Here is a 5219-nt window from a genome sequence, read left to right as displayed (position 1 = left end):
ATCACCCAGTGGGGCGGCGCCGCACGCGATCAGCAGGAGGCGGGCGGGGCTGTGCTGGCGGCCTTCGGCCTGGCGCTGTTGCTGGTCTTCCTGGTGCTGGCGGCCCAGTTCGAGAGCTGGATCACCCCGGCGGTCATCATGCTGACGGTGCCGCTGGCGGCGGCGGGCGGCCTGTTCGGCCTGCTGATGGCGGGGTCCAGCCTGAACATCTACAGCCAGATCGGCCTGATCATCCTGATCGGGGTGGCGGCCAAGAACGGCATCCTGATCGTCGAATTCGCCAACCAGCTGCGCGACCAGGGCCGGTCGATCCGCGAGGCGATCATCGAGTCGGCGTCGCTTCGCCTGCGGCCGATCATCATGACCTCCATCGCCACCGCCTTCGGCGCCCTGCCGCTGGTGCTGTGGCAGGGCGCGGGCGCCGGCAGCCGTCAGACCATCGGCGTGGTGATCTTCACCGGCGCCATCTTCGCCACCGTCCTGACCCTGTTCGTCGTGCCGGTGATCTATGGCGTGCTGGCGCGCTTCACCAAGTCGCCGGAATGGACCGCCCGCAAGATCGCGGAGTGGGAGGCCCAGGAAATGCGCGAGGGCGGACCCAAACCCATCGAAGAGGGCTGAAGGATCAGGAGGCGGGCGCCGCCGGGCTCTGGGGCTTATAGCCCGTCTCCACCTTCAGGAAGGCGATGACGTCGCGGCGGTCCGTTGCATCGGGCAGACCAGGATAGTTCATCTTGTTGCCCGGCAGGAAGGTCTTCGGATTCTGCAGCCAGTGGTCCAGCTTTTCGGCGTCCCAGGTGAATTCCGCCGTGCGCATGACGTTGGAATAGTTGAAACGCGGGCGATCCCCCGCCTTGCGCCCGAACACGCCGTGCAGGTTCGGTCCCGCCAGATCCGGCCCGTCCTGCCCGATGGTGTGGCACGAGCGGCAGCGGGCGAAGACGCGACGACCATTGGCCAGGTCTCCGGCGTTATACGGTGCGGGCAGGGCGGCCAGAAGACTGGCCTTTTCGGCATCCGTGGCGACGCGCGCCGGCTTGGCGGCCGGTCGGCCCTCGTCGCCCGTCTTGCTGGGCCGATCGCCCGGGCCGCAGGCGGCAAGCGCCAGAATCAAGGGAACGGCGAGGGGGGTGAGACGGCTCATCAAGGGCTCCAGTTTTCGCGCGACATAGGGAAAACTCCGGACGCAGCAATTGGTCAAGCTGTCCTGCTGGACGGATGGGGCGCGCACCTGATAATCAGTGTCAAAGAAACGCGGAGTCGCCGGGGGGCGGCGTCCGCCCGTGCGAGTCTAGATTTGACCGATACCATAAAGCTGAGCCAGGCCCGCCGCGGCGATCAAGGCGTGATCACCCAGGTGGGCGCCCATTGTCACCACCAGGGCGAGGCGGTTGAACTGGAACGCCGCCTGCTTGAACTGGGCTTCGTCGAGGGCGCGCACGTCGAACTGCTGCACGAAGGCCTGTTCGGTCGCGATCCCATCGCGATCAAGGTGGATGACATGCGCGTGGCCCTGCGCCGCCACGAGGCCGCCAGTCTGACGATCAGGCTGGACGCCGCCTGATGGACATGGCCCTGAAGACCGCCCGCGTCGCCCTGGTCGGCAATCCCAACAGCGGCAAGACGGCCCTGTTCAACGCCCTGACCGGCGCCCACCAGAAGGTCGCCAACTACGCCGGGGTCACGGTGGAGCGGAAGGAGGGGCTGATCCGCGCCGCCTCCGGCCGGACCATGTCGGTGCTGGACCTGCCCGGCACCTATTCGCTGCGCGCCCGCAGTCCCGACGAGGAAGTCACCCGCGACGCGGTCCTGGGCCGGCTGGCCGGTGAAACCCCGCCGGATGTGGTGGTCTGCGTGGCCGACGCCACCAATCTGCGCCTGATCCTGCGCCTGGTCCTGGAGCTGAAGGCCGTCGGCCGGCCCATGGTCCTGGCCTTGAACATGTACGACATCGCCCAGCGTCAGGGCCTGCGGATCGACCTGGAAAAACTGGGCGCCGAACTGGGCGTGCCGATCATCACCACGGTCGCGACGCGCAAGCGCGGAATCGACGATCTGATCGCCGCCGTCGAGACCCAGGTCGATGTCGCCGCCGCCAGCGAGAACCAGTGGCGCAGTCCCGACGCGACCGAGCTGCGCACCGCCGCCCGCGAGGCGGAACGGATCATGAAGGCCTGCGTGCGCCCGCCCGAGCGGCCGGACACTCTGACGGGGCGTATCGACAGCGTCCTGCTGCATCCGCTGGGCGGCATGATCATTCTGATGATCATCCTGTTCGCCATGTTCCAGGCCGTGTTCAGCTGGGCCGCGCCCCTGATGGACGGGATCGAGGGGATCGTCGGATGGCTGGGCGCCGGCGTGGCCGCGCTCATTCCCGACGGCCTGCTGCAAAGTCTGATTGTCGACGGGATCATCTCGGGGGTCGGCAGCGTGCTGGTCTTCCTGCCGCAGATCCTGATCCTGTTCCTGTTCATCATCGCCCTGGAAGACTTCGGCTATATGGCGCGCGCCGCCTTCCTGATGGACAAGATCATGGGCGGGGCGGGGCTGCACGGCCGGGCCTTCATCCCCCTGTTGTCCAGCTTCGCCTGCGCCATTCCCGGCATCATGGCGGCGCGGGTGATCGATTCGAAGCGCGACCGCCTGACCACCATACTGGTCGCGCCGCTGATGACCTGTTCGGCGCGGATTCCGGTCTATACCCTGATCATCGCGGCCTTCATTCCCAACGAGACCGTCTGGGGCTTCGTCAATCTGCAAGGCCTGGTGATGTTCGGCCTCTACGCCGCGGGCATCGTCAGCGCCCTGCTGGTGTCGCTGGTGATCCGCAAGGTCTTCTGGCGCGGGGCTGTGGAGCCCTTCATGATGGAGCTGCCCACCTACAAGGTTCCGGATTTCAAGAGCGTCGTCTTCAACCTTTGGATTCGCGCCAAGATCTTCGTCAACCGCGCCGGCCGGATCATCCTGCCGCTGGTGATCATCCTGTGGGTTCTGGCGACCTTCCCCTATCCGCCCGAGAACGCGACCATGCCGGACATCGACTATTCGTTCGCCGGCATGATCGGGCGGGCGCTGGAGCCGATCTTCGCGCCCATCGGCTTCAACTGGCAGATGGTCGTGGCCCTGATCCCCGGCATGGCGGCGCGCGAGGTGGCGGTGGCGGCCCTGGGCACGACCTACGCCATCGCCGACGCCGAGAATGCGACCGGGCTTCTGGCCTCGACCCTGTCGTCGCAATGGTCGCTGGCGACGGCCCTGTCCTTCCTGGCCTGGTACATCTTCGCGCCCCAGTGCGTGGCGACCCTGGGCGTGGTGAAGCGCGAGACCAATTCGCTGAAATGGACCTGGATCATGATCGGCTACATGTTCGGTCTGGCCTATCTGGCGTCCTTCGTGACCTATCATGTGGCGGTGGCGCTCGGGGGCGGCTAAGCGGGGGCGGTTCCTAACCGACTGGACCCCGAGATGAGCCCTGCCGTCGCCGCCGTCGTCCTGGGCCTGCTGGGCCTGATCATCGGCAGCTTCCTGGCGGCGGTCAGCGTGCGCCTTCCGCGTGACGAGGATATCGTGGCCGCGCGGTCGCGCTGCATGGGCTGTGACCAGACCCTGCGGCCGTGGGAACTGGTTCCCCTGTTCAGCTGGCTTGTACTGCGTGGGCGGTGCGCGCGGTGCGACGCGGCCATCTCGCCGCGCTATCCGCTGATCGAGCTGGGGGCCGCCGGGATCGGCGTCTGGGCGGGCTTCAGCGGGTCGTCGTGGCTGATGGTCGCCGCGACCGCCGTCCTGGGCTGGCAACTGCTGTTGATCGCCATTATCGACGCCGAGAATTTCTGGCTGCCCGATGTCCTGACCTGGCCGTTGGCGGCCACAGGCCTGATCGCCGCGGCACTGATCGACCGGGATTCGGTCCTGACGCACCTGATCGGGGCGGCGGTCGGGTTTGGCGGTCTTTGGCTGGTCGGCTGGCTGTACAAGGCGGTCCGCAAGCGCGACGGCCTGGGGGGAGGCGATCCCTTCCTGTTTGCGGGCGCGGGCGCCTGGGTCGGTTGGTTGGGTCTGCCCAGCGTGCTGCTGTGGGCCTCGGCCGTCGGTCTCAGCCTGGTGTTCGGCCTGCTGGTGGTGCGTCGTTCGGTCAGCGCAACGCAGAAACTGCCGTTCGGCGTCTTCCTGGCCGTCGGGATCTGGCTGACCTGGCTGTACGGGCCGCTCGGGTTCTAGCGCCCGGTCGTCAGCTTGACGATGATGATGGCCGCCGTGTCCAGAATGGCCTCAGGCGTATCGGCCCGGCGCAGCAGGTCGAAGCTGGCGGCGGTCGATTCGGCGATGGAGGCGATCTGGTACGAGGCCAGGCGCGGGCTGTAATCCTTGGGATGCAAGCCTGCGGCATGGGCCTGGGCGACGCGGCGTTCGATCGCCAGGTGCAGGCGGCGCAGGCGACGCACCCGGCTCTCGACGAAGGCGGCCTCGCCGTTGTCGGCCAGCATGTGCTCGACCCGCAGCACCTGACCGTGATCGCGCCAGATGGCCATGACGTCCAGTATGAAGGCCCGGCCGATGGCGAAGGCCTTGTCGCCCGGCCAATCCGCCTGGAAATGGGCGGCCAGGCCCTGGAAATCCGTCGCCGCCGCCTCGCACAGGGCCAGGACCGGCTCTTCGACCGTCTTGAAATAGGTGTAGAAGTTGGACGGCGACACCCCGGCGGCCGAGGCGAGGTCCGCCACGCGGATTTCGCCATAGTGCCGCTCGTTCAGCAGGGCGCGGGTCGCGTCGAGGATCGCCTGGCGCGTGCGCCCGCCCCGCGCGCCGATCTTGTGCCCCAGCTTGTTGGTCGTGTCGGCCATGTCCTCGATGGTCGGAAACTGAACGGGGTCGTGCGCGGAGATATGATCCGCGAGATTCGCTCAGATAAGAAGGAAGAACGTCGTTCTAAGACAGTTCAGGGTATTTGAACCTCGCCGGAAAGACCAGCGCAGACGGCCATCCCGTCGCATTTCAGTCGGGACGGATGACCATGCAGGTCACGCGCCGTTCCGACAGGGCGTCGCACGCGGCCTTGGCGGTGTCTTCGGTCAGGCCTGTGAAGCGTGAACGGTACCAGTCGCCGGCCGTCTGAACATTACGCTCGGCGCTGGCGAACTGGGCGCGGAAACGACGATTGACCTCGGCCAGCCAGTCGGTCGCGACCTTTTCGTCGCGGAAGGCGCCGACCTGCACCGCCC

Annotated in this window: 7 protein-coding genes; 4 read left to right on the top strand and 3 right to left on the bottom strand. The window is 67.2% G+C overall.

Annotated elements, in window-relative coordinates; genetic code table 11:
- On the top strand, nt 1-621 hold a 621-nt coding region (locus ER13_RS15925), incomplete at its 5' end, for an efflux RND transporter permease subunit (RefSeq protein ID WP_035310846.1).
- 4 nt (nt 622-625) lie between these two features.
- Here ER13_RS15925 and ER13_RS15920 read toward each other — a convergent pair.
- On the bottom strand, nt 626-1144 hold the full coding sequence (locus tag ER13_RS15920; protein WP_035310842.1) for a cytochrome c family protein: 519 nt from the start codon (nt 1142-1144) through the stop codon (nt 626-628).
- A 153-nt stretch (nt 1145-1297) separates the two neighbouring features.
- Here ER13_RS15920 and ER13_RS15915 point away from each other — a divergent pair, with 153 nt between their 5' ends.
- From ER13_RS15915 to ER13_RS15905, 3 genes are read left to right on the top strand one after another with little or no spacing between them, the layout of a single operon-like run.
- Complete coding sequence (locus tag ER13_RS15915) at nt 1298-1564, top strand: FeoA family protein (RefSeq protein ID WP_008258842.1); 267 nt, start codon at nt 1298-1300, stop codon at nt 1562-1564.
- Nucleotides 1564-3432, top strand: coding sequence for a ferrous iron transporter B (locus ER13_RS15910; RefSeq protein WP_008259671.1), 1869 nt, complete (start codon nt 1564-1566; stop codon nt 3430-3432). The genes ER13_RS15915 and ER13_RS15910 overlap by 1 nt, the downstream gene beginning before the upstream one ends.
- Nucleotides 3433-3465: 33 nt before the next feature.
- Nucleotides 3466-4218, top strand: coding sequence for an A24 family peptidase (locus tag ER13_RS15905; RefSeq protein WP_035310839.1), 753 nt, complete (start codon nt 3466-3468; stop codon nt 4216-4218).
- Here the strand turns inward: ER13_RS15905 and ER13_RS15900 are convergent.
- The gene (locus tag ER13_RS15900; protein ID WP_035310838.1) at nt 4215-4841 is read right to left on the bottom strand and encodes a TetR/AcrR family transcriptional regulator; all 627 of its coding nucleotides are present in this window, start codon (nt 4839-4841) and stop codon (nt 4215-4217) included. The genes ER13_RS15905 and ER13_RS15900 overlap by 4 nt on opposite strands.
- 151 nt (nt 4842-4992) lie before the next feature.
- The coding region (locus ER13_RS15895) for an SPOR domain-containing protein (protein ID WP_035310836.1) at nt 4993-5219 on the bottom strand (227 nt) is incomplete at its 5' end.

The sequence above is a fragment of the Brevundimonas sp. EAKA genome, assembly GCF_000698025.1.
Lineage (GTDB): Bacteria > Pseudomonadota > Alphaproteobacteria > Caulobacterales > Caulobacteraceae > Brevundimonas > Brevundimonas mediterranea_A.
The sequence above is the reverse complement of the archived record's forward strand: the minus strand, read 5'-3'. Positions and strand labels throughout refer to the sequence as shown.

What these genes read in the sequence shown, in the direction of transcription:
- ER13_RS15920 (WP_035310842.1), bottom strand. Translation starts at nt 1,144, where the DNA reads ATGAGCCGTCTCACCCCCCTCGCCGTTCCCTTGATTCTGGCGCTTGCC.
- ER13_RS15910 (WP_008259671.1), top strand. Translation starts at nt 1,564, where the DNA reads ATGGACATGGCCCTGAAGACCGCCCGCGTCGCCCTGGTCGGCAATCCC.
- ER13_RS15905 (WP_035310839.1), top strand. Translation starts at nt 3,466, where the DNA reads ATGAGCCCTGCCGTCGCCGCCGTCGTCCTGGGCCTGCTGGGCCTGATC.
- ER13_RS15900 (WP_035310838.1), bottom strand. Translation starts at nt 4,841, where the DNA reads ATGGCCGACACGACCAACAAGCTGGGGCACAAGATCGGCGCGCGGGGC.